This is a genomic window from Arthrobacter sp. ov118, assembly GCF_900116495.1.
Classification (GTDB): domain Bacteria; phylum Actinomycetota; class Actinomycetes; order Actinomycetales; family Micrococcaceae; genus Arthrobacter.
Genome location: NZ_FPAY01000006.1, coordinates 190314 through 216956, shown reverse-complemented (window position 1 = coordinate 216956; position 26643 = coordinate 190314). Strand labels below are relative to the sequence as shown.

General features: G+C 63.9%; 21 protein-coding genes and 2 pseudogenes. 15 read left to right on the top strand and 8 right to left on the bottom strand.

Annotation, left to right across the window (positions count from 1 at the left end; genetic code table 11):
* Positions 1 to 27: 27 nt before the first annotated feature.
* The 7 genes from BM372_RS13160 to BM372_RS13130 all read left to right on the top strand — a co-directional run bounded on the left by BM372_RS13160 (position 28) and on the right by BM372_RS13130 (position 8151).
* Positions 28 to 1404 (top strand): cation:dicarboxylate symporter family transporter, encoded by a 1377-nt coding sequence (locus BM372_RS13160; RefSeq protein ID WP_090955889.1) that lies wholly within the window; start codon positions 28 to 30, stop codon positions 1402 to 1404.
* Between the two features lie 119 nt (positions 1405 to 1523).
* Positions 1524 to 2471, top strand: coding sequence for a phosphoglycerate dehydrogenase (locus tag BM372_RS13155; RefSeq protein ID WP_090955888.1), 948 nt, complete (start codon positions 1524 to 1526; stop codon positions 2469 to 2471).
* A gap of 35 nt (positions 2472 to 2506) precedes the next feature.
* A complete protein-coding gene (locus BM372_RS13150) occupies positions 2507 to 3586 on the top strand; it encodes a tartrate dehydrogenase (RefSeq protein WP_090955887.1) in 1080 nt (359 codons plus the stop codon).
* A gap of 95 nt (positions 3587 to 3681) precedes the next feature.
* Positions 3682 to 4665, top strand: a complete 984-nt coding sequence (locus tag BM372_RS13145; protein ID WP_090955946.1) for a helix-turn-helix transcriptional regulator — start codon at positions 3682 to 3684, stop codon at positions 4663 to 4665.
* The gene (locus BM372_RS13140) at positions 4658 to 5536 is read left to right on the top strand and encodes an SDR family oxidoreductase (protein ID WP_090955886.1); all 879 of its coding nucleotides are present in this window, start codon (positions 4658 to 4660) and stop codon (positions 5534 to 5536) included. Before BM372_RS13145 ends, BM372_RS13140 begins: the two co-directional genes overlap by 8 nt.
* A gap of 247 nt (positions 5537 to 5783) precedes the next feature.
* Positions 5784 to 6260 (top strand): hypothetical protein, encoded by a 477-nt coding sequence (locus BM372_RS13135; protein ID WP_090955885.1) that lies wholly within the window; start codon positions 5784 to 5786, stop codon positions 6258 to 6260.
* A gap of 34 nt (positions 6261 to 6294) precedes the next feature.
* Positions 6295 to 8151, top strand: a complete 1857-nt coding sequence (locus BM372_RS13130) for a glycoside hydrolase family 15 protein (RefSeq protein WP_090955884.1) — start codon at positions 6295 to 6297, stop codon at positions 8149 to 8151.
* 368 nt (positions 8152 to 8519) lie between these two features.
* Here BM372_RS13130 and BM372_RS13125 read toward each other — a convergent pair whose 3' ends face one another.
* Together BM372_RS13125 and BM372_RS21280 are read right to left on the bottom strand one after the other, a co-directional pair.
* Positions 8520 to 9089, bottom strand: coding sequence for a hypothetical protein (locus BM372_RS13125; protein WP_143111483.1), 570 nt, complete (start codon positions 9087 to 9089; stop codon positions 8520 to 8522).
* A gap of 453 nt (positions 9090 to 9542) precedes the next feature.
* Positions 9543 to 10109, bottom strand: coding sequence for a carboxymuconolactone decarboxylase family protein (locus BM372_RS21280; protein ID WP_371261740.1), 567 nt, complete (start codon positions 10107 to 10109; stop codon positions 9543 to 9545).
* 477 nt (positions 10110 to 10586) lie between these two features.
* Between BM372_RS21280 and BM372_RS21275 the strand changes: the two are divergent.
* From BM372_RS21275 to BM372_RS13095, 5 genes and pseudogenes are all read left to right on the top strand, one after another.
* Positions 10587 to 11104: pseudogene (locus BM372_RS21275) on the top strand (hypothetical protein).
* Positions 11101 to 11523 carry a (R)-mandelonitrile lyase gene (locus BM372_RS13110; protein ID WP_090955882.1) on the top strand — a complete coding sequence of 141 codons (423 nt, stop codon included), beginning with the start codon at positions 11101 to 11103 and terminating at the stop codon, positions 11521 to 11523. Before BM372_RS21275 ends, BM372_RS13110 begins: the two are co-directional and overlap by 4 nt.
* Positions 11524 to 11652: 129 nt before the next feature.
* Positions 11653 to 12455 (top strand): annotated as a pseudogene (locus BM372_RS13105) (aldo/keto reductase); the annotation flags it as partial.
* Positions 12456 to 12600: 145 nt separating this feature from the next.
* Complete coding sequence (locus tag BM372_RS21270; protein ID WP_090955881.1) at positions 12601 to 13221, top strand: MFS transporter; 621 nt, start codon at positions 12601 to 12603, stop codon at positions 13219 to 13221.
* A gap of 174 nt (positions 13222 to 13395) precedes the next feature.
* Positions 13396 to 13815: a hypothetical protein gene (locus BM372_RS13095; RefSeq protein ID WP_143111482.1), complete on the top strand. Its 420-nt coding sequence runs from the start codon at positions 13396 to 13398 to the stop codon at positions 13813 to 13815.
* Positions 13816 to 14237: 422 nt separating this feature from the next.
* On the opposite strand, the gene BM372_RS13090 is transcribed toward BM372_RS13095, so the two are convergent.
* From BM372_RS13090 to BM372_RS13075, 4 genes are all read right to left on the bottom strand, one after another.
* On the bottom strand, positions 14238 to 15119 hold the full coding sequence (locus BM372_RS13090; protein WP_090955879.1) for a hypothetical protein: 882 nt from the start codon (positions 15117 to 15119) through the stop codon (positions 14238 to 14240).
* A gap of 213 nt (positions 15120 to 15332) precedes the next feature.
* Positions 15333 to 16376, bottom strand: coding sequence for an Eco57I restriction-modification methylase domain-containing protein (locus BM372_RS13085; protein WP_256214241.1), 1044 nt, complete (start codon positions 16374 to 16376; stop codon positions 15333 to 15335).
* Entirely contained in the window at positions 16373 to 19654 is a 3282-nt protein-coding gene (locus BM372_RS13080) for a DEAD/DEAH box helicase (RefSeq protein WP_090955878.1), read from the bottom strand. The genes BM372_RS13085 and BM372_RS13080 overlap by 4 nt, the downstream gene beginning before the upstream one ends.
* Positions 19647 to 20306 (bottom strand): DNA methyltransferase family protein, encoded by a 660-nt coding sequence (locus BM372_RS13075; protein ID WP_090955877.1) that lies wholly within the window; start codon positions 20304 to 20306, stop codon positions 19647 to 19649. The genes BM372_RS13080 and BM372_RS13075 overlap by 8 nt, the downstream gene beginning before the upstream one ends.
* An 845-nt stretch (positions 20307 to 21151) precedes the next feature.
* Between BM372_RS13075 and BM372_RS13070 the strand changes: the two genes are divergently transcribed.
* The 3 genes from BM372_RS13070 to BM372_RS13060 all read left to right on the top strand — a co-directional run bounded on the left by BM372_RS13070 (position 21152) and on the right by BM372_RS13060 (position 24481).
* The gene (locus BM372_RS13070; protein WP_090955876.1) at positions 21152 to 23251 is read left to right on the top strand and encodes a DUF262 and DUF1524 domain-containing protein; all 2100 of its coding nucleotides are present in this window, start codon (positions 21152 to 21154) and stop codon (positions 23249 to 23251) included.
* A 332-nt stretch (positions 23252 to 23583) separates the two neighbouring features.
* Positions 23584 to 24168 carry a hypothetical protein gene (locus BM372_RS13065; protein WP_090955874.1) on the top strand — a complete coding sequence of 195 codons (585 nt, stop codon included), beginning with the start codon at positions 23584 to 23586 and terminating at the stop codon, positions 24166 to 24168.
* 37 nt (positions 24169 to 24205) lie between these two features.
* Positions 24206 to 24481 carry a hypothetical protein gene (locus tag BM372_RS13060; protein ID WP_177235997.1) on the top strand — a complete coding sequence of 92 codons (276 nt, stop codon included), beginning with the start codon at positions 24206 to 24208 and terminating at the stop codon, positions 24479 to 24481.
* Between the two features lie 146 nt (positions 24482 to 24627).
* Here the strand turns inward: BM372_RS13060 and BM372_RS20490 are convergent, their stop codons facing one another.
* A complete protein-coding gene (locus tag BM372_RS20490) occupies positions 24628 to 25320 on the bottom strand; it encodes a HEPN domain-containing protein (RefSeq protein WP_256214239.1) in 693 nt (230 codons plus the stop codon).
* The gene (locus tag BM372_RS13055) at positions 25317 to 26435 is read right to left on the bottom strand and encodes a DUF262 domain-containing protein (protein ID WP_177235996.1); all 1119 of its coding nucleotides are present in this window, start codon (positions 26433 to 26435) and stop codon (positions 25317 to 25319) included. The genes BM372_RS20490 and BM372_RS13055 overlap by 4 nt, the downstream gene beginning before the upstream one ends.
* Between the last annotated feature and the right edge of the window lie 208 nt (positions 26436 to 26643).

Sequence of the window (26643 nt, the reverse complement as noted above, 5' to 3'; positions counted from 1 at the left end):
TGTCTGCCGTGCAAAGGAGCACCCAAGATGTCGTCCCACACCATTCAGAACCCCCAACATTCCGCCCACCCGCCCAAGCAGCGATCCCGGTTCGGCCGGCTGCTTCGCGAGCTCTGGTGCCAAGTCGTCCTGGGCGCCGTCCTGGGCATCGCCGTCGGCCTGCTCCTGCCCTCCGTCGGCAAGCAGCTCACCCCGCTCAGCGACTGGTTCATCGCCCTGGTGAAGATGATCGTCATTCCCGTGGTGTTCTGCGTGGTGTCCCTGGGCATCGCTTCGATGGACAGCCTGCGCAAAGCAGGCCGGATCGGAGTGAAGGCCCTGGGCTACTTCATCGCCCTGTCGCTGGTGTCGATGTTGATCGGCCTGGTCGTCGCCAACGTCTTCCGCCCGGGCGAAGGCATGAACATCGATCCATCACAGCTGGACGGGAGCAAGGTGCCGGCGGCCGCCAATAAAGGCTTCGACGGCCTCGAGTTCGTCAGCAACATCATTCCGGAATCGCTGTTCGGGGCCCTGACCGGCCACACCATCATCGCAGCGCTGATGGTCTCCATCGTGTTCGGTGCCGCCCTGAACGTCTCCGGAGAATCCGGCGCGTTCCTCACCAAGGGCATCCAGGCCCTGTCCGTGGTCATCTTCAAAATCGTCAGCTGGGTCATGCGCCTTGCCCCCATCGGCACGTTCGGCGCACTCGCCGCCGTCGTGGCCAACTACGGCACAGCCAGCCTCCAGCAGCTGGGCTACCTCGTCCTGCTGTTCACCGGAACATGCGTCGTCTACGTCGTCGTGGTCTTGGGCACTATTGCCCGTGCCTGCGGACTGAACATCTTCACGGTGATGCGCTACTTCAAGGCTGAACTGCTGATCGCCCTGAGCACCTGCTCGAGCGAAGCGGTCCTCCCGCAGCTGATCAAGAAGCTCGAAGCCATGGGCGTCGGCAAGTCCACCGTGGGCATCGTGATCCCGTCCGGGTTCTCCTTCAACCTCGACGGATCCGCCGTCTACCTGACCATGGCGTCCGTGTTCCTGGCCCAGGCCGTCGGCATGGACCTCTCCTGGGAACAACAGCTCGTCATGGTCGGCGTCATGATGCTCACCAGCAAGGGCACCGCTGGCATCGCCGGCGGCGCATTCATCGTCCTGGCCAGCACGTTGAGCTCAGTCGGCGGAATCCCGTTGGCCGCTCTCGCCCTCATCGTCGGCATCGACCGGCTCCTGAATGAAGGCCGCGTCTTCATCAACGTTCTCGGCAACGCGATGGCAGCAGTGGTCGTCGGCAAATGGGAAAAGGACTTCGACCCCGTCCAAGCCCGCAAGGCCCTGCATGCCCATGGCCAGGAGAAGAACGTCATCGAGTCAAAGAGCCCCGAAGTCGTGGAAGCCGACAAGGTCGACGTCCACTAACACCGCACCCGTCAGGGCCGCCGTGTATCCCGCGGCGGCCCTGTCCGCGTATACAGTAAGCCCACAGCCGCTGACTGCACCTCATCTGCACCAAACACAAATAGGAAGCCACCCGCACCATGGCCCCACGCATCCTGATCACCACCGATTACCTCCACCCGGGCGATGCCGTTGACCAGCTCCTGCGGGAACGCGGTCTGGAACCGGTTTACTCGCCATCCCGGGGGCCGCGGACCCTTGAGGAACGTCGCTCGTTGTTCGACGGCGTCTCCGGGGCTATCCTCGCCAGCGAACCGGTCACGGCCGACATGCTCACCGGCGCTGCCTCCCTGCAAGTCATCGCTCGCAGCGGAGTGGGGTACGACTCCATCGACGTCCAGGCCGCCGCCGCACAAGGAATCAGGGTCTGCAACGCACCCGGAACAAATCACCACTCGGTCGCCGAACTGACCATCGGGCTGATCATCATGGCCGCACGCCGCCTCTTGGAGGTCACCAACGCCGTCCGCCAAGGCCACTGGCCCCGGGAAGCCGGACATGAACTGCGTGGTTCCACCCTGGGCATCATCGGCTACGGCCCCAGCGGACGCGCCACCGCAAACCTCGGTGTCGCCCTCGGCATGACCGTCCTGGTCAGCACCGCCCACCCCGACCCCGATAACAGCGCGGCCCAGTTCACCGATCTCGACACCGTCATCCGCGACGCCGACTACCTCTCCCTGCACACCCGTGGAGGCCAGAGCACCGGCAAACTCATCGACGCGCCCCGGCTGCAAGCGATGAAACCCACCGCCGTCCTCATCAACACGGCCCGCGGCTCACTCGTGGATGAAGAGGCCCTGGCCAAGGCACTTTGCGACGGTTCCATTGCCGGTGCCGCGCTGGACGTGCTCGAGCGCGAACCCCTGCCCGGCGACAGCCCCCTTCGGGGCCTGGACAACGTGCTCATCACCTCCCACCTCGCCGGCCAGAGTGCCGAAGCCCGGACGCGGGCCGGCCTGGCAGCCGCGCACGCCGTCATCGACGTCCTCGAAAACCGCGAACCGGCCAACCCAGTTGACCGCTAACCCCGAACACCTAACAACAACGAAGAAGGATCCTGATGTCGAAACCCCACCGCATCGCAGTCATTCCCGGCGACGGAATCGGCACCGAAGTCGTGCCCGAAGGACTGCGCGTTTTGAACGCCGCAGCCTCAGCCTTCGACCTGAACCTCACGTACGAACACTTCGACTACGCCTCCGCTGACTACTACACCCGGCACGGGAAAATGCTGCCCGACGGATGGTTCGAGGAACTGAACCAGTTCGATTCCATCTTCTTCGGCGCCGTCGGATGGCCCGACGTCGTCCCCGACCACGTTTCGCTGTGGGGCAGCCTCCTGCAGTTCCGCCGTCACTTCGACCAGTACGTCAGCCTCCGCCCGGTCAAACTCCTGCCCGGCGTGCCCAGCCCCCTGGCCGGCCGGCTCCCGGGGGATGTCGACTTCTACGTCGTGCGCGAAAACACCGAAGGCGAATACTCCAGCATCGGCGGGAAGATCTTTGAAGGCACCGACCGCGAGACGGTGGTCCAGGAAACCGTCATGACCCGCACCGGCGTGGACCGGATCCTCAAGTACGCCTTCGACCTGGCTCAAAGTCGGCCCAAGAAGCACCTGACCTCAGCCACGAAGAGCAACGGCATCTCCATCACCATGCCCTACTGGGACGAACGGGTGCAGGCCATGTCCGCCGCCTACCCAGCGATCAAGGTGGACAAGTACCACATCGACATCCTGGCCGCTAACTTTGTCATGCACCCCGACTGGTTCGACGTCGTCGTCGCCAGCAACCTCTTCGGCGATATCCTCTCCGACCTCGGACCGGCCTGCACCGGAACCATCGCCGTCGCTCCCAGCGGCAACATCAATCCCGAACGCAAGTTCCCCAGCCTCTTCGAGCCCGTCCACGGCTCCGCCCCGGATATCGCCGGCAAAGGCATCGCCAACCCCATCGGGCAAATCTGGTGCGCCGCCATGATGCTCGATCACCTGGGAGAACCCGAAGCCGCGGCCGCCATTACCACCGCCATGGAAACCGTGCTCGCCGGCGGGCAACAAGCACTCACACCCGACATGGGCGGCAACGCCACCACAGAAGAACTGGGCAAGGCAGTGGCATCGGCCCTGACCGCACCATGACCCGAGTCATCTAGGGTGGCCCCTGCCCCCATTCAGGGTTGGGGGTGTCTGATAGACACTGCCACCGGCCGAACGGGCTGCGTAGCGTGGTGGACGTGGACAGAAAAAACGACATCCGTGAGTTCCTGATCTCACGCCGCGCGAAGATCAGCCCGGAGCAGGCCGGCATCCCCAGCTACGGAGAGCTGCGCCGTGTGCCGGGCCTGCGCCGCGAGGAAGTGGCGCAGCTCGCGGGAGTCAGCACGGACTACTACACCCGGCTGGAACGCGGCAGCCTGCGCGGCGTCTCAGAATCGGTGCTCGAGGCTGTAGCCTCTGCCCTTGGCCTGGACGATGCTGAGCGGGCGCACCTGATGGACCTGGCGCGGACCGCCAACACGCCCTCGCGCCGGGCACCGCGGCGGCCACCGCAGCAACGGGTCCGTCCCGGGGTGCTCCGCCTGATGGACGGCATGACCGGAGTGGTCGCCACCGTGCAGAACGGCCGTTCCGACGTGCTGGCCGCAAACGTCCTGGCCCGGGCCCTGTACGGGCCGGTGTTCGAGTTCGCAGCACCGTCGGGGCCCGGCACTCCGGTCCGGCTGCCGAACCAGGCGCGGTACCTGTTCCTCGACCCCGGCGCAGGGGACTTCTACCCCGATTGGCGCGCCGTTGCGGCCACCACGGTCGCGATGCTGCGCTCGGAATCCGGGCGCAACCCGCACGACCGGGCGCTCAACGAACTGGTCGGTGAGCTCACCACCGGCAGCGGGCTGTTCGCCGCGTTATGGGCAGGTCACGACGTGCGGATCCACACCACCGGGGCCAAACGCTTCCACCACCCCGTCGCCGGGGATCTGTCCCTGCAATACGAGACGCTGGACCTTCCCGGCGATGAGGGACAGACCCTGTTCACCTTCACCGCGGAGCCCGGCTCCGCGTCCGCAAACGCGCTGGCGTTCCTCGCCAGCTGGGCGGCAACGCCTCCCGAAACAACCACCGCCGGCCAACCCGCCGGTGGATCCACCGTCCCTGGTGTGCGCACGCAAGCGCTGCCGGGACCACGCACCCCAGGAAAGACAGAACCACGCCATGACTGAACAGAACACCGTGACCGGACAGCCGCAAAACACGGGCAAGAAGGTCTGGTTCATCACCGGCGCCGGCCGCGGCATGGGCACCGACATCGCAAAGGCCGCCCTGGCCGCCGGACACGCAGTGGTCGCCACCGGCCGCAACCCGGAGAAGGTCGCCCAGGCCGTCGGCCAACATGAGAACCTGCTGAGCGTCAGGCTCGACGTCACCGACCCCGCCGACGCAACAGCCGCCATCCAGGCCGCCGTGGACCGGTTCGGCCGGGTGGACGTCCTCGTGAACAACGCCGGCAACTTCAACGCCGGATTCTTCGAAGAAATCACCCCGGGTGACTTCCGGGCACAGATCGAAACCACCCTGTTCGGGCCCATCAACGTCACCCGGGCAGCCCTGCCGGTCCTGCGGGCCCAGCGCTCGGGCCTGGTGGTCACGATCTCCTCCACCGCGGGCATTGCCGGACAGGAGTTCTGCACCGCGTACGCCGCATCGAAGTTCGGCGTGGAAGGCTGGGCCGAGTCCCTGGCCCCGGAAGTCGCTCCGTTCGGGATCCGCACCATGCTGGTAGAGCCCGGGTTCTTCCGCACCGAGCTCCTCAGCCCGGAATCCACCAGCTACGCCGAATCGAGCATCGAGGACTACGCCGGCCGCACCGAGCAGACCGTCGCCGCCTGGCAGGGCATGAACGGACAGCAGGGCGGAGACCCGGCCAAGCTCGCCGACGCCCTGATCCAGCTCGCTGCCCAAGACGAACCGCCACTGCGCTTCGCCGCCGGCGCTGACGCCGTCGCAACCTTCGAGCAGAAGGCCAAGGACCTGCTCGCCCAGGCCGACGCCCACCGCGAACTCTCCACCAACCTCGCCCACAACAACGCCTAACCGCCCGCTCAAAGGGGCCGGTGTCCCCTCGCCTCCACAGCAGGAAAGACGGGAACGACGGCGGCTGGCTAGCCTGGCGTCCGCGGGCGCCGTCGGCGAACGCCCAGAGCCGCCCTGAACGTTGCCGGCGTCGGGCCTTGCCTCCCTCTCATCCGCCATTCTAAAATTGGATTATCTCGTTTTAGAAGGTACGTCATGCAAACGGTACAAGCGGGCACCACCCGCAAGCGGCGGGGCGGCGGTTGAGATGGACTGGCAAGGCTGGGCGCTGTTCGGGCTGCTCGCCACCACCGCTCTGACCGCGGTGATGATCGCCTGCCAGATGGCCGGCTGGACCCGGCTCGACCTTCCCCTGGTCCTGGGCAGCCTCGTCACGCCCGATCCGGACAAGGCACGGATCGCCGGGTTCTTCATCCACCTCGCCGTTGGGCAGGTCTTCGCGCTGGGCTACGCGGCAGTCTTCGCGCTGCTCGGGCGAGCCACCTGGTGGATCGGCGCCCTGCTGGGGCTCCTGCACGTCGCCGTGGCGCTGACCGTCATCCTGCCGCTGTTGCCCGGCATCCATCCCCGCATGGCGAGCACCAGGGCCGGTCCGGCCAGCCGCGCAGCCCTTGAGCCTCCGGGCCTGCTAGGCCTGAATTACGGGATCCAGACGCCGGCGGTGGCCGTGGCAGCCCACGTGGTCTACGGCTCCCTGCTCGGGCTGCTCCTCACGGTCCATTGACGCCGGCCGGCGCGAGAGAAGGTGCACCAGAAACATGGAACCCGGCAGCATGCGCTCCCCCGCCCTCGCCGACTACGGCCTGCTGGGCGATACCCGCACCGCCGCCCTGGTCTCGGCCGACGGCGGCATCGACTGGCTCTGCGCCCCCGCCTTCGACGGCGATCCCGTCTTTGGTGCCCTGCTCGGCGGCCCGGAGGCCGGCTCCTTCCGCACCGGCCCCTCCCTGCCGGCCACACGACTCGCCCGCCGGTACCGGCCGCACACGGCAACGCTCGAGACAGTCTGGGCCACCGACGGCGGCACGCTGACACTTGCCGAGTCGATGATCGCGGAGGTGTCCGGGCGCCTGCTGCCCACCACCCTCCTGATCCGGCGGCTGGCCGCCGAGGGCGCGCCGGTCCGGGCCGCCGTCGTTTTTGACCCGCGCCTCGGTGAGCGCCACCTCCGCCCCCGGGTCCGGCAGGGGCAGCATGTGGTGTGCGAGTGGGGCGCCCTAGCCATGTCGCTCGGCTGCAGCGGCGGGTTGCGGGTGGAGCCGGGTACGACGGCGGCAATCACCGTTGAGCCCGGCCGCCCGGTGGTGATGGTGCTCGCCCTGGCGTACGCGGAGCCGCTGGTCTGGGTCGACCCCGAGACCGCGTGGGACCTGGTGGAAGCGGATGAAGCCCGCTGGCGGGAGTGGGCGTCAGGCATCAGCGACGACGTCCCGTTCCGCGAACCGGTCCTGCGGAGCCTGCTGACGCTGAAGCTGCTGACCTACTCCCCGTCGGGTGCACCCGTGGCTGCCCCCACCACGTCCCTGCCGGAGGACCCCGGCGGCATCCGGAATTGGGACTACCGGTACGCCTGGCCGCGGGACGCCAGCATCGGGATCGCCGCCTTCCTCGCCCTGGGCAAGGACGGCGAGGCCCTGAACTTCCTGAACTGGCTCCTGCACGCCAGCAGGCTGCAGCGGCCCAGGCTACCGGCCCTGCTCACCCTGACCGGTGGGCATGTCCCCCGCGAGCGCACGCTGGCGGACTGGCCGGGCTACGCGGGCAGCGCCCCGGTGCGGACGGGCAACGGAGCCGCCCACCAGCACCAGCTCGACGGCTACGGCTGGGTCCTCGACGCCGCATGGAACCTCGTCCGGCAGGGGCACCGGCTCAACTCGGAGACGTGGCGCGCGCTGCGCGGCTTCACGGACCTTGTGGTGCGGCGCTGGCCGGACCCGGACGCCGGGATCTGGGAAATCCGCCGCGATCCCGCGCACCATGTGCACTCCAAGATCATGGGCTGGCTCGCCCTGGACCGGGCGCTGCGCATCGCCGAGACCCACCGCATCAGCCCAAGGCGGCGGTGCCGCTGGGAAGCGGCGAGAACGGCGATCGCCGCCGACATCATCACCCGGGGATTCGACGCGACCCGGAACACGTACACCCGCTCCTACGGGTCCGCCGACCTGGACTCGGCCCTGCTGATCCTGCCCGTGACGGGCTTCGAGCCGCCGGACTCGGCCCGGCTCCGGGGCACGGTGGATGCTGTGCGGGCGGAGCTGTCGGCCGGCCACCCCTTCCTCTACCGCTACCCGCCCGGCCAGGACGGCCTGCCCGGGGATGAGGGGGCTTTCCTGCCCTGCTCCTTCTGGCTTGTCCAGGCCCTCGCCCTCACGGGAAGGGCAGCCGAGGCCGCGGAAATGCTCGAGGCGCTGCTGGGGATCGGCGGTCCGCTGGGCCTGTTCAGCGAGGAAATCGATGCGGCCACCGGGGCCCTCCTCGGCAACTATCCCCAGGCCCTGACCCACGCCGCACTGGTCCAGGCAGCGCTGGCTCTCCGGGACGTTTCGGCGGTTGAGCCTGTCGTAACCGAGCCTGCCGGTTGCGCCTGCCGAAACCCCAACGCTGGATGCTGATGTTCTCATCACTCTCCACGCCCTCGCCGGCCTGATGCCGAGGGTTGCCACGTCCCGTTGGTCAATCCGACTGCGCGAGTCATTCCTGACACGGTTCGACGAACCCGTGCTTGGCCTGGGCGGTCCCGCAGCAATGGTGAAACTCCAGGACGGGCAGCAGCTGCCACTCCGCGTCGGTCAGCTCCTGCGCCTTTTCCACCACGACGCGTGCGAAACAAACCCGCTGGCTCGTCCGGGTTGGCGTTCAGCACGGCATCGTCGTCGTCCAGCTTTTCCTGCATGTCCTGCTCGCCCAGGACATCACCAGCGGTTCCGAGTCATGGGCGGCGACCAAGTCCTCCACCACGGCAGGCTGAAGTTGCTCCCGTTCAGGGTCGCCGCGGCGGGCTCTTTTCAAGCTCCGTGAGCAGACGCCGAAGGTGTGGCCACGACCGATATTCATCCACGTTTTCCCGCATGTCCATGAACCACTGAATTTTTTGGCGAAGATTCGCAATAGTCCAACCCCATGCCGACCAAACGTCCTTCCGGTAGACATCCTTGTTCAGGGTGTACATGGCGAGTGTCTCGTAAAGGGCTAAGGAACGATTGACGAGTTTCCGGTTTTTTCTACTGATAGCCTCCACGTCGGAATAGGAACCCGCCTCGTGGAGTAGGCGCCGCCCCTCCTGCACTTCTGGAGCGACCAGGTGTTCGTGAAGGGTCAGAAACAGGTCTCTTTTGCCTTTTACTGCTGAAAACCTATAGGCAGCGATGGCTACGATGAGCGCTAGCGCAGTCAAGCTGGCAGTGATGCTTTCTAGAATTGGCTTCGTTTGCCCTGGGCCAGCCAGCACGCGGAAGAAAGTAGTCGCTGACGCGCCCATAACTGCACCGAAGGCCAGAAGGAGCAACACGCCAAATATCCAACCCAGGTTGCGCACAAGGGGAACGTTCATTGTGACAGCTTAGGGGGTCCTGTATACGGGGTGGGGTGTTTGTCCGATAGTGGCATCGTCTAGTAGGTACTCATCCAGATAATTCGGACGGGACGGGACACCGCTTGTGTGGTTTAGACTCAGCCGAACGCTGGTAGCAACACCCCGGGGTTCGCCTGTTCCGTCCTACTTGCCGTTCGGGTTTCCTATGGGCACGTTCCAGTAATTCCGGATGTTTAGCGCGGGCGGAAGGGGAGCGAGGTCTCGAACATTGTTCTTAGAGGTCCGCGTAGACGTCCCGGCGTCCGGCAACGCGTTACATTCCCTAATGAGGCTCCGGGCGGTGGACTTCCCAGTTTTCGTGGTGAGTAGGTCCAAGCGGTGATTATTACCCGATCATCGCATGGAACGAAGACGATTTCGTGAAGCGCGGCCCGTTAGTCGCTCCCCCAATTGCCGGGTCGCTGGGCTTGTTCAGCGAAGAAGCCGACCCCGCCACCGGCGCCCTGCTCGGAAACTATCCCCAGGCCCTGACCCACGCCGCACTGGTCCAGGCCGCGCTGGCCCTCCGCGATGTTGCCTGCGAGGAGCCGCCGGCTGAGCCTGCCGAAACCGAGGCCGCGGGTGGTGCGCACGCCGCTTGTTGAGCACGCCTCTCGCTGCCCGGCGGCGGACAAAGCCAACGACGCCGAAAGTCAGCTCTCCTGGGGTCGGCTGTGCGGTGAAGAGCTTCTTCGCGACGGCCATCGCGGACATCGACTTGGGCCAGCCGGCGTAGAAGGCGAGGTGCGTGACCGCCTCGATGAGCTCCTCTTCGGTGGCGCCGTTCTTCTTGGCGAAGTCGAGGTGGAAGTTCAGCTGCTCGGTGTGGCCGCCGGCAAGGAGCGCGGCGACGGTGATGACGCTTCGGTCGCGCTTGGAGAGCTCGGGCCGCTCCCACACCTCGTCGAAGAGGACACGGTCGGTGTAGTGGACCAGGCCTGGCGCGAAGTCTCCGAAGGCGCGCTGGCCGCCGGTCCAGCCGGTTGTCTCGTCAGTCATGGATTTTCCTTTCGGTGAGGTCGATGGACACGAGTCAACGTCCGTTTCCCACCGCGCGGGAGGCTCTGCGGATACGGGTACTGACAGAGACTCCCTCGGGACCCGTAGGTGCACGTAGCGTGGTCTGCATGGACAACCGCCACGAGATCCGTGAGTTCCTCGCCACCCGGCGGGCGAAGCTCACCCCGGAGCAAACGGGCCTGCCGACGTTCGGGGGCACTCGGCGGGTCCCCGGGCTGCGCCGCCAGGAGGTCGCGCTGCTGGCCGGCGTCGGTGGAGTATTACACCAAGCTCGAACGCGGCTCGCTCGCCGGGGTTTCCGAAAGCGTGCTCGAGTCGCTCGCGAGGGCGCTCCAGCTGAACGAGGCCGAGCGCGAGCACCTGCACAATCTGGCCCGCGCGGCGTCACCTTCGGCGCGGCCGCGGCGCAAGCCCAGCGAGGCGGTGAGCCCCAGCGTGCAGCCGCTGCTGGATTCCATGGTCGGCGTGCCCGCGTTCGTCCGCAACGGCCGGCTGGACGTCCCGGCGATCAACGGCCTGCGGCGGGCCCTGTACTCGGCGGCGTACGCCCAGGACGCCGAAAACGTGAACCTCGCACGTTTCGCGTTCCTCAACCACCGCTCGCACGTCCTGTACAAGGACTGGGAGAAGACGGCCAGCACCGCCGTCGCGATTCTCCACACCGAGGCGGGCCGCGACCCGTTCAACAAGTCCCTCACGGAGCTGATCGGGGAGCTGTCCACCCGGTCGGAGGACTTCCGCACCCGCGGGGCCAGCGCGACGTGCGCCTCCACAGCGGAGGCTACAAGGACTTCCGCCACCCCGCCGTCGCAGACCTCCACCTCGCCTTCGACGCCCTCGAGCTTCCGAACGCGCCCGGCCTCACCCTGACCGCCTACAGCGCCGACCCCGGCACCCCGTCGGAGGACGGGCTCCGGCTGCTCGCCAGCTGGGCGGCGACCGAAACGGCCACCAGAAACAAGGAGAACGCATGAACATCGAGCCCACCAAGCCCACCGGCAAGAACCCGCCCGAGCAGTTCGTCGGGGATGTGTGGCTGGATCCCATCGCGCTACCGCACGAAAGCGACCAGCGCATGGTGGTCGCGACCGTCCGGTTCGCCCCCGGCGCCCGCACCGCCTGGCACTCCCACGCCCGCGGGCAGTACCTCCGCGTCACCCAGGGCGTCGCCCGGTTCGGCGGCCGCGACGGCAAGATCATCGACGTCCACCCCGGCCAGACCCTGTACACCCCGCCCGGCGAAGAGCACTGGCACGCCGCCGCGCCCGGCTGCTTCATGGAGCACATCGCCATGCTGGAAAACGGCGACGACCCCGCCACCACCACCAACTGGCTCGAGCACATCACCGACGACGAATACAACGGCACGGAATACATCGGCACGGTGTCCTGACCCCGCCGTCGGGCTCCCCTAAACCCATAACGCAACCAGCCCCGCACCCAGACCAAGCAACGGAGACCACCCCTGCACACACGTACCCTCGGACAAGGCCTGACCGTTTCCGCCGTAGGCCTGGGCTGCATGGGCATGTCGCAAAGCTACGGACCCAACCCCGGCAGCCGCGCGGACATGATCGCGGTGATCCGCTCCGCCGTCGACCTCGGGGTGACCTTCTTCGACACCGCCGAGGTGTATGGGCCGTACGTGAACGAGGGGCTGTGGGTGAGGCGCTGGCGCCGATCCGCGGCCAGGTGCAGGTCGCGACCAAGTTCGGCTGGCGGATCGAGGGCGGCAAGAGCGTGGGCCTGGACAGCCGGCCCGAGCAGATCCGCCGCGTCGCCGACGCCTCGCTGAAGCGTCTGCGCACCGACGTCATCGACCTGTTCTACCAGCACCGCGTCGATCCGCACGTTCCCATCGAGGACGTCGCCGGCACCGTCGGGGAGCTGATCGCGGAAGGCAAGGTCCGGCACTTCGGGCTGTCGGAGGCCTCGGCCGGGACCATCCGGCGGGCGCACGCGGTGCAGCCGGTGACGGCGGTCCAGAGCGAGTACTCGCTTTGGACCCGCGACCCCGAGGCGGAGGTGCTGCCGACCCTCGCCGAGCTGGGCATCGGCTTCGTGCCGTTCAGCCCGCTGGGCAAGGGCTTCCTCACCGGCACCGTCAGCCCGGCCACCACCTTCACCGACGGCGACGTCCGCACCACCATCCCCCGCTTCACCGAGGAGAACCGGTCCGCCAACGCCGCACTCGTCGGACACGTCGCCGGCCTCGCCCGCAGCAAGGGCACCACGCCCGCGCAGGTCGCGTTGGCGTGGCTGCTCGCGCAGCAGCCGTGGATCGTGCCCATCCCGGGCACCCGCAGCACCGCCCGGATCGAAGAGAACGCCGGGGCGACGGCGGCGGCCCTGTCGGCGGACGACGTCGCCGACCTGGACGCGCTCGCGCAGCGGATCGGCGTGCAGGGCGCCCGCTACAACGACCAACATTTGGGCTACGTGAACCGCTGACCTTGGCCGGCCCGTCCCGATCCAGAAAGCCCATGACCCAAACACACCCCCGCCCCGCCCTTGCCGCCGCCCCGTCCAGGGGCGCGGCTTCGCGGCGGCCACCGTCTCGTTCGTCTCCGTGTTCGCCGCCGGCGCCGCCGCGATCCCCCTCTACTACACCTACCGGAGGGCCGACGGCCTGACAAACAGCCAGTTCTCGCTGGTCGCCGTCGCCTACTTCGTCTGCGCCGTGTTCGCCCTGCTCGTCCTCGGCCGGCTCTCCAACCACCACGGCCGCCGCCCCGTCTCGATCGCCGCGCTCCTGCTCGCCGCCGCCGGCTGCCTCACCCTGCTATGGGTCCACAGCTTCCTCCCCTCCTTGTCAGCCGGTCCCTCCAGGGGCTCGCCGCCGGCCTCGCCTCCAGCGCCATCGGCGCCTACATCGTCGACACCGCACCCCGGCGCCCGCGGTGGCTGGTCCCGGCCGCCACCGTCGGCCTGGCCCTCGGCGTGTTCCTCTCCGGGTTGCTCGTCGAGTTCGCGCCGGCCCCGCGCGTCCTCACATTTTGTGTGTTCGCCGCGCTCCTGCTCGGTTGCGCGATCGCCCTCGCCACCCGCCCCGAGACCGTCCCCCGCACCCCCGGTGCCTGGGCCTCGCTGATCCCCCCGGCTCGCCGTCCCGACGGCGGCCCGCCCCTACCTGCCCCTGGCCTCCGGCATCTTCGTCGCCACGTGGGCGTTCGGCGGCTACTTCACCTCGTTCGGCCCCTCCATCGCCGCCGAGAACCTCGGCTCGCACAGCCCCCTCGTCGCAGCCGCCGTGTTCGCCTCCTACATGGCGCCAAGTTTCCTCGGCGGGTTCCTCGCCGGCCGCTTCACCCCCGCGGCCGCGCAGCGCACCGGGATGACGCTGGTCGCCGCCGCAGGCATCGGCCTCACGGTCGCCGGCACCGCCGGAATCCTGGGTCTGTTCATCGGCGCGGGCGTTGTCGGCGGCATCGGGATCGGCCTCGCCACCTCCGGCAGCATGAACACCCTCCTGCCCGCGGCGCTCCCCCGCGAGCGCGCCGGCCTGCTCGCCGTGATCTACGCTATCTACTACACCGGGGCGGCGGCCCCCAGCCTCATCGCCGGACAGGCCAGCCGAATCCTCAGCCTTCCCGCCATCACCGCCGGCTACGCCGTCCTCGCCGGCCTCGTCTGGGTGGCGACCCTGGTTGCCGCCCGGAACCCACCCACGCCGGCGATGTTGTGAGACAGGCGGTTCGATGCGGCCCTTCCGCCGCGGATGTCAGCTGCCCGGCGCAAAAGTAGGGGCCAGCTCCCCAACGATGCAGCACTGACGACGGAGGCGAAGGCAATCTTCTCGGACATGCAAATGAAAGCCGGATCGGGGCATCTGCTGCCCGCGCACGGTCTTTATCGCTCGCACCGCGGCGCTGGAGATGAATCTCTGGGTGGGCCTTGACTCCGTTCTCTGGGCACGGGGTCAAGACCCCTGGTGGATCGTTACACCGGGGCCTCGTGGTCCCTCGCGAGGCGCGCCACGTCGTCATGAGACGCGGCCGAACATGATCTCCGGTGTCTGGAACATGGGTCAAGATCGCGACGAGCCGCTGAATTCAGCTGGCCACTTCTTAATCGAGGGCAAAACGTCCTTAGTCAAGCTCAGGTTCACTAGCCCAGGGGGGCATCTGCTCGGCACCACATGTCACTCCTGGACGACAGCTCGTCGTAGAGCTCATCCCGCAGTGCAGCGCTCATTTCACCGAAGACTTCGTCGATGGCCTCGTCAAGATCAACCATCTCGCCATGCAGATAGAGGTAGACGCCGTCCTCTTTATCCCAGAACGCGCCAGCCTCGTCGGGGGTTAAGTACTGACTGTTGAACCGGACGAGCATTCGCTCGACATTGTCTTCCCATCGGGGGTACCCGCCGGACCAGGTCGCGGGTTGTTCACCAGGGATTGCCCAAGGAACCCACATGTCGATCTCCTCGAGGATCTTGGGGGTTCCACCGCTGTCGAGGATAATCCTCTTTACGTCGTTTGGCTCGAAAAAAAGATCTCCACGAACACGCCATTCACGCTCCCAGCGCCAGTCGTTTGGGTACTGGCTGCCGATAGAGCGGACGTTCTCAATGAACGGAGTAAGCGACCAGATCGGTGCATCTGGGTCTTTCTCGCCGGCCTGCATCGCAGCGTTGACTGCGCCAAATTCGGGTGACCCGTCGCTTAAATACCACACCGGCTGCGCGCCGAACTTCTTGCGCAGGTGCTCCTTGTCAAAGACGATTCCCCAAGGTCTGGGGTCTTCGGACTTCGTCATGCGCTCCAATTCGGATAACGGCGTCTCGGTGAGGCACACGGAATGATGCCTGTCAGCTGCAATCGAGAAGGCTTTGCCTGCTCCGAAGGGGGTACGCGCTTCTATGCAACCCGTTCGCAGGATCGAGATCAATTCGTCCTCGGAGCGTGTGAGATGCACGAGCCATCTCGATAGGTCCCGCGCGTCGCGGTGTTGATGCGTGCCCAGCAAGTGGCGTTCTACTCGTTCCATGCGCCCTCCTGCCTTTCAATTCGGAGCACAAGCGCCAGAGCCACGGCAATCCGCATAAACTTCGCCGTCTTCACGTCGAAGCCCACCTCGATGCGGGCCACAGTAGGGCGGTGACACCGGCAGGTTCGGCCCGCTCGTGCTGGGACAGCCCGCGGGCCGCCTGACGGGCGATCTCCGACATGGGCGAAGGGGAGGGAAGCATGGAGAGCGCGCTCATTCCATTGGCGTGATCTGGGTTTCGATGAAATCGATGTCCTCAGGGGTGAGGCCGTACTTCGCATAGAGTTGCCGATCGATCTCCGCTACGCTTTTCGTCCAATCGATGCTTGAGTCCGACGAGAAATCTTGAACTGGCACATGCGCCCAGACCTTCGCAGGAGCGTGCTGGGTGATCTTGAGAACACCGAGCAACGTGCGGGCAAATCTTGTCTTCAAGTACTTGAGGCATGCCTCGGCGGTGCGTTCGTCCGCAAAGCACCCGATCGTGATGAACGACTGAGTCACGGCCATTTGCGGCGGAAGTACGTGCGGCGCTGCTAGGGTCTCGCCAAGTTTTCCAGAGCCGAATGCCGCTGACAGCACGACTTTGTAAGCGCTGAAGCTCTCGGGGCCAGCGATATATTCAGTGCGGATCCAGCGGTGGACGCGCTTGTTCTTGATGAGCCCGAGCAGTTGGACATAGTCGTGGCCGTCGGTCGGCATGTTCTCGGAGTAGAGGAAGCTGAACTGCTCAAATGCGTTCGTGTTCACCAGCGCAGTGTTGCCTTCTGGACGCAGCGCCAGCGCATGGGGGTGGTCCTCGTACAGCTTCTCTGTGTACCGGTAGGAGCGAGAGCTCGTGATCCCAGCTGATTCAAGCGGCTCCCCGTGCTTCTCGTGGACCTTGTGCAGAATGTCGTTGAGTTCGGGGAACTTCGTAAACGTCTCGATCGGTTCGCCCGCACGCTCGGCATCGCGGTATGTCACTGCGATGCCGCCCTTAATGTCGGTCCCAGGGAACAGATCGTTACTGTTGGGCACGTAGTGAGGCACGCTCAGGTGGGGATCATCGAGCATCTTCTTGTTCCACGCGGTCGGCGTAAGGCCGGCATTGAAGAGGAATCGAGCAGGGGTGATGAGCACGGCCTTAGTACCCACCTCGTAGGCGGCCTCCATGAAGAGGTTGTAGATCGGGGTATCTCGGGTGCCGTCACCGCTCGCCTCTTGCTGATACGGAGGATTGCCGATGACGACGTCGAATTTCTTGATCATGGTCATTTGCCTTCCTGGAGCATGTCGTTGATCGTTGCCTGGCGTTCAGCGGAGGTCATCGCGGCTAGGTTGCCCACTTGGTAGTGGCCGGATTCCTTGATCCATTCCCTGCGTTCGTCAACGCCGCCGGAAACCGCTTCAATGGTGATGTCGTGGAGGATCTGGTTGTGGCTCATCTCGAAGATCTGCTTCGTGAGGATGTGCCGCAGGCGCTCGTCCTGGTCCGGGATCGACGTTGCCAATCCGCGGTCCAGCCGGCGCACGAGCTCCATGAGGAATAGGCCCGCGGTGGAGAAGAGATCGGCGAATGTCCTCGTGGGGTCCTCGAAGATGCCCGGGTTCTCCTGCTCCAGGAGGTCCACCATGCGCTTCACCACGGGCTGCGGGGTGAAGACAAGGGACGACTTCTGCCGTGGGATGTAGGCGAAAATGTCCTCGGTGAGAGCCTCGTCGAAGTAGTCGGCCAGCTGGGCCTTCTTCGCGAGGAACTCCTGAATCGCCTGATCGAAGACAGCTTCGTCGAAGAGGCCTGGGATCTGCGTTATCGTGCCGTCGTCCTCGGTGACGTCCTGGCCGTCGCGCAGGATGCGGAAGTCCGCCTCACTGATGCCAGTAATCTCCTCGAAGACGTCGTCTGGGGTGTGGTCATCGAAATTCGCCAGGCGGATGCTCTCGTCGCCGTAGGCCATAAGGAACATGGGGATCGTGCGGGCGAAGCCGCGCAAGTGGGAACGGGCGTCGTCCATGGCGGAGTTCGCGCGCTTCTGCTCTTTTTTCGTCTCCTCGCGAGTGACTACCTCGGTGGTGATCGAGGCCGTCGTCTCCTTGAGGATCGCGACGATGTCGGCCTCGAAGGCTTTCTCCTGCTCTGCGCGCTTCTCGGCGACGGTGGCAACCTCGTCGTCCGTCGTAGCCGCATCAAGCTCGTCCTCCAGGTGCTTCTGAGCGATCTCGCGGTCGATGTATGCGCGCTCGACGGCGGTGACGACGGTCGCTTCGGTGCGCTTCTCGTCGCGCATGACCTGCGCCGCGGTGAGGCCGTATTCCTCCTTGAGCCTCTCGCGGGTGTCGCGGGCCTTCTGCGTCACAAGCGAGGCGAGCTCCTTGGCTGCGGTCTCAGCTGACGTGTCCGGGTTGATCACAGGGATCTCCTCGACGCTCCACACGGGCGCACCGAGCTCTGCTACCTTAGGATTGATGGCGGTCTCGACGTCGACTTCGACGTTGCCCTCGTGGTCGGTAGTGGGGGTCGGCTCCTCGATGGTGATCGTCGTGCCGGTCTTGAGCTTGCCCTCTTTGGCCTCGGGCAGCTTCTCGAGGATCGACTTTACATGCTCCGAATACCGGAAGATGCCGGCGACGTTGGCGAAGAGCAGGTTCGAGAGGAACCCGCGGCGTACAACTTCTTTGGCCTTGAAGACCTTCGGGAAAGTAAGGACCTGCGCGGCATCAAGCTCGACCATACGCCCCTCGGAATCTTCACCGATGACCGGGAAGAAGTTGAGGAGGGTTCGGATATTGTCGCGCCGGACGTCGGCGCTGCCAGAGGGGTTGGGGCGCAGGTTGTTGGCGAACTCGTCGAAGATGGTGAGCGTGCGCTCTGGGGCGAAGTCGAAGATGTAGGCGTTGCTCTTCTGCAGCATGCGCTCACCTCGCATGAAGGTGTGCGGGTTCTGCGCACGGAAGGCCGCCTGCATGTATTGGGCGGGTGACGACAGGTTCGAGAGCATGAGGACCGCGGTCCACTCGGGGACGGTCACACCTGTGGTGAGCTGGCCGACCGAAAGCGTGATGGTCTTGCCACCGGTCTTCTCGGCCTCGGCGATGGCGGCGCGGACCTTGTCGAGAGACTTAACTGACGCGACCGTGTCGCTGTCGTCCTCGCTCCGACCGTCACCGGCGGCGAAGACGATGGTGTAGTCCTTGAAGACCTCGTGCTGCTTGAGCAGCTTCTCGAGCGCCTTCGCGGACGCGACGCGATTGAGCAACCAGAACGAGTGGCGGATCTCGTCGCGAAGCTCAGCGGTGGAGAACGGGTACTTCTCGTTCGTCGTTAGGCAGTCGAGGAACTTCAGAACCTGCTCGCGGTGCTCGAAGACGCCGTTGTCCTTCGTCGCGAAGAACTCGGCGAGGTCGAAGGCGTAATCGATGTTGGCCTCGTCCTCAGCCAGCGCGACGCCCTCGGCGAGACGATCAGTGATCATCCTCGAGAGCTGGTACGTGAGCATGTTGAGCGTCGGCAGCGACGCGTAGGGGTTCTCCTGCGTCCCGTCCGACCATTCGGCGCGTGCCGTCTGCTCGTCCACGTACGTCCAGTTGAAGATCTGCCCGGCCTCGAACTTGCCAGCGGCCAGCGCCTTGAACGGCGTGCCGGAGAGGTGCAGCGTCCATTGGCGTTTGATCTTGTCGAACGCAATGTCGGTCTTCGTCGTATCGACGCCCTCATGGGCCTCGTCGATGACAAGCAGATCCCAGTCCAACTCGGCGGCGTGCCGGAGCTTCTTGTGAGGGCCGCCGAAGTACTGCGAACCCTTAAGGTCCTGCAGGGAGAGGAATTCGACAATGCGAGGGTCTTCGTGCTGGAAAGTGTGTTGGACCCACTGCTCGCGAGACATCGTCTCACGACCAACAAGCGATGCTGAGTCCGAGACGAAGACGTAGTCCGTCTGGTGGCCAATGAAGCGTGTGAAGTCGTCGAACCACGAGTTGGCGATTGCCGGGCGGTTGGTGACGATGAGCACCTTTCGGGCATCGAGCTTGCGCATGAGGTCATAGGTCGTGAGCGTCTTGCCGAAACGGGGCTTGGCGTTCCATAGGACCTCGCAGCGGCCGGACGTGAAGGCGCCCATGGCCTGCGCAACGGCGGCCTGCTGCTCCGCGCGCAGGTCGTAGTCCTCGGTGCCGGCACGCTGGCGATCCGCGCCGTCCTGGCTGGCGAACTCGAGAAAGTACTGCTTCGAAGTCATTGGCCTACCGTCGAAGCGGTGCCACTCTGTTCGCGGCGTGAGCTCACGCTCCACGCCCACCTGCTTGAGATACGCGTGGAAATCCTTGTCGGTGAAGGCGCCCCCCGCCTCGGACGTGAAGAAGGCGCGCTGGGACCACAGCTTCTTCTTCGTGATGCCCAGCTGCGAGGCTTGCTGGGCGATGCGCACTTCGGCTCCGCCCGCCTGCTCCGTGTAACCGATCTTCTCCCAGCCCTTGTACTTGGGCACGTCGGGCGTCATCCATGAATAGACGACGGGAACGACTTCACGGAAGGTACGGATATTCGGATTAGCCATCGGCCCTCACTTCTCTGTGTACGTGGTCGATGCGACACACGGCGTAGGTGTCATAGTTGGTGAAATCGAACATAGCGGTGTCGCCACTCAGGCCGCGCAGTGACGCGAGCGTAAACGGGTCACGGCGAACCATCCCGGGTTCGTTGAGCACGCGGTACCACCACGAGAACTGGATCGTCTCACCGCGAACGTCCAAACCAGTGAGCGTGTTGCCGCAGATGATGTTGCTCTCCAGGAGAACGGCAGCCGAACGGTAGAGATTTGTGCGGGGACCACACGCGTTGCCAGCACGCTTGTGGAAGGCGACGAACTCACTCAGCAGAGTCGCCTGCGCGGCTTCGTGGTTGTCCTCGAGGAGCTCGACGGCGTAGATCGAGGCAAGCGCGAACAGCGACTCAGCCGGCCACACGGCTGGCTGATAGCGCTTCTCGATGGCGTGGAGTTTGCGCTGGAGGATCGCTACGAGGAAGTTGCCGTCACCGGCGGCGGGCTCGAAGAACGTCTTGTCGACGAAGTTCGGCCCGGTCTCGAGCTCCGGACGGACGAGGTCGAGCATTTGGTTGACCATGCGGCGGGGCGTGAACACCTCCCCGTGTGCCTTCATCCGGTGACGCGACTTGATGAGTCGCTCCTCGGTTGTGGTAGATGTCATGAGTCTCTTCATCGCAGGAATGGCAGTCGCCGTGTATCAGAGAGTTTAGTTCCGGATCGCGTTGCATTCTGTCAGGTCCGACACGCAACCAGGCCGTGGCGTCTTCGTCCCAAGTCATGCGGCGGAAAGAAGACGCCATGTGGGGAGACGTCGACGCCATGCATGGACTACGCGCTCCAGCGACGAGCCGTTGGGGCTTGCGGGGATTCTGGGGCTGGACGAACCGGTATCGAGCTCCGTTGTATCCACTAGTCCAAAGAACTTCGGTTGCGGCGCTATCCGTCGAGCCCAAGGGCGGCGCCGGCGATGGCCAAGACGGCTGGCAAACTCACACCAATCGAATATGAAACACTGGATTAAATCATTGAGGCGAAGCGCCGTGGATTCCTTGTAGCACGTGGATTGCCTTTGGGAATGGATCAATCGGAGTCCTAGTAGGCGCGGTAGTCGCCGGTTACGCCATCGTCAATCAGAACGCTACGCCATCCTTTCCAGTCCAGCTATCGAGGAACTACCAAGCAACCCAGCTCGCTGACCGCAGGCGGAACGCGGAGTTGAACAACAGCTGGAGGCACAACGCGGCTATGTGACGTTCCAGCTCCAGTTCCAAGCGGTTAAAGCCTCACATCAAGGAGAGCTGGCCGCCATCTCTAATCTGGTAGCTGTCGATGCGTAGAAGAATAAGATCCTTCGTTGCATCCTTCGGGCTCAACCACGCACAGTCATCGTCGCCGATTCCACGGCACCCCGTTCCCAAGTCAATCCAAAACTAATGCTCTGACCATAAGACTCGACCGAGTTTGCCGGACGATACAGTGGTGGTCCACACCATATAAAGGAGACCCGTGAAGGCCGTTGACTCGCACCTGCTTACGCTGCTGAAGGCGAGCAGTCAGTTCATTGTTCCGATCTACCAACGGCTTTACTCTTGGCAGGAAGCGGAGTGCGCTCAGCTGTGGGCCGATATCATGCGAGCAGGGTCGAGTCCGGAACTCGGCTCGCACTTCACGGGCTCGATCGTTTACGTGGCTAGGGACCAAGCCACTAACACCTCTGCTGAGCCGGATCTGATCATTGACGGCCAGCAGCGGGTGACGACTGTAACTCTGGTCCTTGCAGCCCTGGCTGCCCGGCTGGAGGCATTGCCGGACGATCAGCGCGAGCCCTGGGACGGTTTCTCTCCGCGGAAGATCCGGAACCGTTACCTGCTGAACGATGACGAGGAAGGCGAACGCCAGTTCAAGCTGATCCTGTCCCAAAGCGACAGGGCGGCACTGATCGCGATCCTTCAGGAAGCGGAGCCGGCCAGCGACATGGCCACTCGCGTGATCGAGAACTACGCGTACTTCCGACGGAAACTCGACGACCCGAGGCTCGACCTGTCCGTTGTCTGCCGTGGCCTCGACAAGCTCGTTGTCGTCGATGTAAAGCTCGAGCGCGGAGTGGATAACCCCCAGCTCGTCTTTGAGGCCATGAACTCGACCGGGAAAAAGCTGTCCCAGGCCGACCTGATCCGCAACTATGTGCTCATGGACCTGCCACCCAAACAGCAGGAGAAGGTCTACACGGCCTATTGGCGTCCGATGGAGCTCGAATTCGCCGGTGCGGACGAGAGCCAGTTCGACGAGTTCGTCCGCCATTACCTGACCATCAAGACGGGAGAGATACCTCGCCTGAACGACATCTACGACGCCTTTAAAGATTACGCAACGGCTTTCACCAGCGCGGACGAGACGATCGAGTCTCTCGTCATCGAGCTGCGACAGTACGCCCGGCGGTACTGCGCGATGGCGTTGGGCAAGGAGACCGATCCGGCGCTGCGGCGAGCCTTTAAAGACCTGGACCAAATCAAGGCCGACGTCGTCTATCCCTTCCTGCTCGACGTCTACACCGATTACGAGCTCGGAACTCTCACTCGAGATGGCGTGCTCCAGATCGTTGATTTGGTTACCTCGTACATCTTCCGCCGGGCGGTCTGCCGCATCCCGACCAGCTCCCTGAACAAGACCTTCGCCGGTTTCAGCTCAGCGGTACGCAAGGACCGTTATCTCGAAAGCGTCAAGGCACACTTCCTCAGCCTCAAGAGTTACCGCAGATTCCCGGCCGACGCCGAGTTCATTTCCGATCTCAAGTCCAGTGACCTGTACAACTTCCGCCGACGCTCTTACTTTCTGCGCATGCTGGAGAACCATGGCCGCAAGGAGCACGTTACGATCGAGGATTACACGATCGAGCACATCATGCCGCAGAACGAGAACCTCTCGGATGAATGGCAAGCAGCTCTTGGGGATGACTGGCAGGACGTGCAACTGAAGTACCTGCACACCCTCGGAAACCTGACGCTCACGGGCTACAACTCGGAGTATTCGGACCACGCATTCGCAAAGAAGCGCGACATGGAGGGAGGGTTCAAGGACAGCCCGCTCCGGCTTAACAAGGGACTTGGGCAACTCGAAACCTGGAACACCAGCGAGATCCAAAAGCGCGCTGCCCGGCTAGCGGAAGATGCGCTCAAGATCTGGTCCCTGCCGGAGCTGCCAGCCGAAACCATCATGGAGTTCGAGGGAAGGCGGGCAGAGTCGGACTTCTCCATTGAAGACCACCCACATCTTCTCCGGCAGCCTCGGCGGGCCCTGTTCGAGAAGTTCAGTGCCGAGGTCCTGGCCCTGGATCCAGGCATCACTCAGCAATTCCTCAAGCTCTACGTCGCTTACAAGGCTGAGACCAACTTCGTCGACGTCGTTCCGCAGAAGGCCCGGTTGAGGTTGATCCTCAACATCCCGATCGAGGCGCTCCATGATGAGCGGGGCCTTGCCTGGGACGTCAGCAGCAAGGGGCACTGGGGCAATGGCCCGACCGAGGTAAGCCTGGACGAGGATGCCGACCTCGTCTACATCATCGGCTTGATCCGTCAGGCTTTCGAGTTCCAGATGGGTGGAGAGTAGGCAGGGGCTGGACGCACTTGCGCGCTGATACTAAGGGTTTGGTCATGCGGCTGCCCCTAAATATTAGATCCCCGGAAATAATGTACTTGGGCCGGCGGACTTCAAGCGGGCGAACCGGCGAGTCAATCGCCTCGCAACAATGCCAGAGGCTCGCTACGGGGCCTTCGCCTCGCGCACGTTGACCGCATGCTCGAGGCGTCCGCCGGCGGGCCCCTGTTGGCCGGGAGGACGGCATTGAAGATCTGGCCTTCAACTCCTCCCCCTGCCTCTACCGCGCCCTACGGCGTGTGGTGCCGGAGCATTTTGACGGTGCCGAGCTGTAGAAGGCCGCAGTGTTTGCAGCGACCGGCCTGCGCACACTGTTCAACCGGCTCGATGCCACCGAGCTGCTGGACAAGCTTTACCCCGAGGGGGACTACTGGCAAAAGGTCCTGCGCTACTGCGAAGCCGGAAACCTCCAGGCGGTGCTGGACGAGTATGTCTTCCAGCTCCGTAGCCAGCAAGCACCCAGGGAAATTACGGTCGAGCAGCTCCAGGCGCTGGCCGACGACATCCGGCGCGCCCTGTCCATCAAGCCGGCGCAGATGCTCGCGAAACATCCGGACGGTTCCCACGAAGATCTCCGCATGGGCAGCCGCTTCGCCGTCCGCTACAGCAACGCCAAGACGGACGACGGCGACAGCAACCGTATGCCCGATGTCCGCCGGGCCTTCAACCGCCCCGCTTGGCCGTTCGTGTTGGCGTCGACGTCCGTGGGAGGAAGGCATCCACTTCCGCTGGTGGGCCCACTCGGTCATCCACTGGAACGTGCCCGGCAACCCCGTCGATTTCGAGCAGCGCGAAGGCCGTACGAACCGGTAGCTGGGGCATGCGGTTCGGAAGAATGTGGCGTGCCGGCACGGCCGCGACGTCTTTAAGCCGAACGTCACGGATCCCTGGCAGTCCCTCTTCAGGGTGGCCACAGACTCGGTCGCGGCTCTGACCGAGAATGGGTCCAACGAGTTCGCTCCGCACTGGATCTACCCGGGGAAGCACAAGATCGAGCGGCGATTGCTGGACCACCCCCTGAGCCGCGACGTGCCCCGGACAAAGCACATGCTCGCGGGGCTCGCGAAGTACCGGCTGACGTTGGGTCTCGTAGCAGCAGGGAACAACTCAGCCGTTTCCGTGTCCCCTGGCGGCGGGCCCACGAAGACAGTTAAGGGCTTTCGCTTTACGCTGCCTGGTTGATTGCCAAGTTCTCAATGGTAAATACGCCTGTGGTCCGTGACCGCAGTGCTGAGCGGGAAGGAAAGGATGAACTTACTTTGCTAACAGTGACGCCACTGGCCTGCGGCGAACCATTGCACACCTCGCCGCCTGACGGCGCACCGTGGTCACCAAGGAACTGCCGTGGAAGCAATCTTCTTCAAAGCTCGCGCCAGCGAGCCATCGGCAGAGTTGGCAAATTTAGAAACAGCATTCAGGTATCTCGTCACGTCAGTCGGTAGAGCCTCAGTCTGCGCATCGCCGTGGGCGATGTTGTTTCGCTTTTCAACTAGCTCACGAATTCCCAGGTAAAGAGCCCCGCGTGTAGCTTTCTTTCGAGTCGCTGCATTGAATATGTTCTCGATTCCATAGAGCTTGAAAAAGCGGACGAGCGACTCCGGTTTCGGTGCCTTCATCCACACCAGAAGTTGATCATGTTGTATTGCGCCCGTGCTACCGCCAGCGCCCCAAAAAGTTGCATGAGCCGAGACAAAGTCACGGAGTGCAGGCCCGCGCCGGTCCCATGACATTTTGGCCAAATCGTCAACTACTCCACGACTATGCATAAGCAAAAACTCATCCGTAAATCGGTCAAGCCCACAATTCTGGTTATTAAGCCATTCCACCGCTTCCTCATTGAGGGCGTGAATATACCGCTCAAGGTGACTGCTCAGCAAAACCACGCATGCGCGTCCGTGTGCTTTGGCTGCTACAGCCTCTACCCCGGTGGGAATCCCACCGCGGGGAACAGGGTAACGAGTCCGGAGCGCTCGTACTTCGTCAACACCTGCTAGCAGCCCCGCCAACGACTGGGAACTCATTCCGATAGCTCGTACGGGACTGTCACCTCGAGAGTAAGCCCCGCTCGCACCAGTGCGTCAGCGAACATTCCGAGCCTTGTATGGGTGCGCTTCCGGTCACCGGTCGCCCGCTGAAGGGAGTCCAAGAACGTCGAGTCTTTGGAGAGTGCGCTGATCTCCTGGAGCAAGCGATGCTTGAGCCTGGGGATCTCATCCGTATTCGTGACCCAGGAAAAAGCTGTCAACTGCACCTCGGCAAGCGCGCGGTTCACAGATCGGTCAAGGGGTTTCCCACTCGCGTCGATTAGGCGAAATGCTCCGTGACCGAGAACTTGCCACAACTTTTCGCAAGCGTCAGCAAACATGTTTCTCACATCTTGAATTTCGCCTGAATCCCACTTATTGGATTCACGCATGTATTCATTAAGAAATCTCTTCAATGGTGGCCGGTACTCGCTCCACCCACGCTGGAGTGCCAAATACCGAAGAATCAGTTCATTGTCCACCATGCGTGGCCGGGGCTTAACCGAGCCAATGCATTTCCTGAACGTCACGTAGTCCGCTAGTTCCTTGATAAGTTCATTCATGGGACCCCGGTGCGTACTATTCCGGACTTCCTGAGCATTGAGTGCGATGCTCCCCGTATTGAGGCGCTCGAAAACCTCGAATTTCATCATTGGATCCGAGTCGGCGGCTATGATGATTGCGCGGATCACACGGGTTCGAAGCTGCCGCTGGTCACGCTCTGCGAGTTGGTGGTAGCGCTTCCCGTTGAGATCACCGAATATCTTGAGACCACTCAAAGCAAACCGATTGTCGAGGAAACGTACAATACTCTGAATCCGCTGGTGACCGTCAATTACAAGATAGTTTCCTTCTTCCGTTTCCGAGAAGTAAACGACCGGAATTGGGACATTCAGGAGAAGGCTCTCCATCAATCGGCTAGCTCGAGCGTTGTCCCAGACATATTGGCGTTGGATCTCGGGTAGTGTCAGCGTTTTGTCTTCCCATTGTTCCACCAGCGTATTCACGCTGAGGTCGTAGGACTGCGTTACTAGTCGACGTTCCCTCGCGGTCGTGCCCAGCGTTTCCGAGTAGTCCTCTTCGCCCAACTCTTGGTCTGCTGAAATCGTCACGCCGCCTTCTCCTAACTCGCCCGCACCAAGTAACTGGCCTCTCGCGTCAACTCTAACCGTATTGGCGGCAGCGCATTGACGACTTGCACCTGTCAGTGACCGAGACGTCCAAGGAGGTGTAAGCGCCCTCGCTGCGAAACTCGCGGGAAGGAGTTCGATTAAAGAGTCGTCCCGTTCGAAGCGCGGCGCTGCAGGCTGAACTTTCGAT